The organism is Methylobacterium sp. A52T, assembly GCF_053346095.1.
Window position 1 is genome coordinate 1 of sequence record NZ_JBKFBI010000277.1, and the last position, 2426, is coordinate 2426.

General features: G+C 77.7%; 1 protein-coding gene. It reads left to right on the forward strand.

What is annotated here, in order from left to right; genetic code table 11:
* Positions 1 to 2426: amino acid adenylation domain-containing protein (locus tag ACLBYE_RS30275; protein ID WP_447696998.1), on the forward strand; the 2426-nt coding region annotated here is incomplete at both ends.

Genomic DNA, 2426 nt, shown 5'->3' on the forward strand with positions numbered 1-2426 from the left:
AGCGCGCCCGGCCCTTCGACCTCGCCCGGGCCCCGCTCCTGCGCCTCGTCCTGGTCCGCACCGGACCGGACCGCCACCACCTCGTGCTCACCGTCCACCACCTGATCCTCGACGGATGGAGCACCGCACGCCTCGTCGCCGAGGTGCTCGCCCGCTACCGCGGAGAGGAGCCCGAGCCCGTCACAGGACGCTTCGCCGACTACCTCGCCTGGCTCGCCCGCCAGCCGCGGGCCGCCGCCGAGCGCTTCTGGCAGCACGCCCTCGCCGGCCTCGACGCACCCACCCGCCTCGCCGACACCTTCGACCCGCCCGGCACGCCCGGCACGCCCGGCGCCCGCGACGGACAGCGGCAGCCCGGCCAAGGCGAAGTCCGGCATCACGGCGAGGTCCGGCACCGGGTGCCGCCCGCCGCGACCGGGCGGCTGCTCGCCCGGGCCCGGGCCGCCCACCTCACCCTCAACACCTGCGTCCAGGCCGCCTGGGCCCGGCTCGTGGCCGCCCGCACCGGGCAGGCGCGCGTCGCCTTCGGCACGACCGTGGCCGGGCGCCCGGCCGACCTGCCCGGGGCCGAGACCGTGCTCGGGCTGTTCATCAACACCCTGCCGATGGTCGTGGACCTCGACCCGGCCCGGCCCCTCGGCGCATGGCTGGCGGGCGTGCAGGAGGCCGGTCTCGGCCTGCGCGAGCACGGCCACCTGCCCCTGGCCGCGATCCAGCGCCTCGCCGGCCCCGCGGGCGCGGGGACGGGCACAGGCACGGGCACAGGGACGGGCACAGGTACGGGCGGCCTGTTCGACAGCCTCGTGGTGTTCGAGAACTACCCCGTCGACCAGGCCCTCGCCGCCGCGCGCCACAGCCGGGACGGCGACGGAAACGGCGACGGAAACGGCGACGGAAACGGGAACGGCGACGCTGCCGACCCGCACGCCTTGCGACTCGGCCCGGCCATCGTCGCCGAGACCACGCACTACCCCGTCACCCTGGTGGTCCACCCGGAGGCCGGCCCCGACGGGACGCGGCTGGCCCTGCGCCTGAGCTACGCCGCCGACCGCCTGGGACACGCGGAGGCCGAGGCGCTGCTCGCCGCCTTCGTGGCCCAGCTCGCCGCCCTGGCCGAGGCCGACCCGGCAACTCCGCTCGGGGCGCTGCCGCCGCCGCTGCCCGACAGCGACCGGGCGGTGGTCGGGTCGGCGAACGCGACCGCCCGGGCCTACCCGGACGGCGCCGGCGACGTCCTCGCCGCCTTCGCCGGCCACTTGGCGCACGACCCGGACGCGATCGCGGTGACCGACGCGCGCGGCGCGCTCACCCGCCGCGCCCTCGACAGCGCGGCCTCCGCGCTGGCCCGCCGCCTCGCGCGCGCCGGGGCCGGTCCCGACACTCTGGTCGGCGTCGGGCTGGAGCGGTCCTGCGCACTGCTCGTCGCCTGGCTCGCCGTGCTCAAAACGGGGGCCGCGATCCTGCCCCTCAACCCCGAGCTGCCGCGTCCGCGCCTCGTCGCGACCGCCCGAGAGGCGGCCCTGCGCCTCCTCGTCACCGAGTCCGGCCCGGCCGCGTGGATGCCCGGGCCGGCGGAGCTTCCGGACCTGCGGGTCCTCACCCCGGATCCGGGAGGGGCGGCGGACGATCCGGCCCTGCCGGCCGCGGCGGCGCACCCGGACGCCCTGGCCTACCTCGTCTACACGTCCGGCTCGACCGGCACGCCCAAGGGCTGCGCCAACACCCGCGCCGCCATCGCCAACCGCCTCGCCTGGATGCGGGCCCATTTCGCGGTCGGCCCCGCCGACGTGATCCTGCACAAGACCCCGGTCTCCTTCGACGTCGCCGTCTGGGAGATCCTCCTGCCCCTCGTCAGCGGCGCCCGCCTCGTCATGGCGCCGCCGCAGGCCCACCGCGACCCGGACGCGCTGGCCGCCCTGATCCGGCGGGACGCGGTGACGATCGTGCACTTCGTGCCCGCCCTGCTGGAGGCGTTCCTGGCGTCCGGCCGGCTCGCCGCCTGCCCGAGCCTGTCCCGCATCGTGTGCAGCGGCGAGGCGCTCGCCCCCGACCTCGCGGCCGCCGTCCGCGCCCAGAGCCGGGCTGACCTGGCGAATCTCTACGGGCCGACGGAGGCGGCCATCGACGTCAGCGCCTGGACCTGCGGGCCCGAGCCGGACGCCCCGCGGGTGCCGATCGGGCACCCGATCGCCAACACGCAGCTCCACGTCCTCGACGAGGCGCTGCACCCGGTGCCGGTGGGGGTGGTGGGCGAGCTCTACATCGGCGGCACCGGCCTCGCCCGCGGCTATCTCGCACGCCCCGGCCTGACCGCCGAGCGCTTCGTGCCCGACCCGTTCGGAAGGCCCGGCGCGCGCCTCTACCGCACCGGGGACCGCGCCGCACGCCGCCCCGACGGCGCCCTCGACTACCGCGGACGCGCCGAC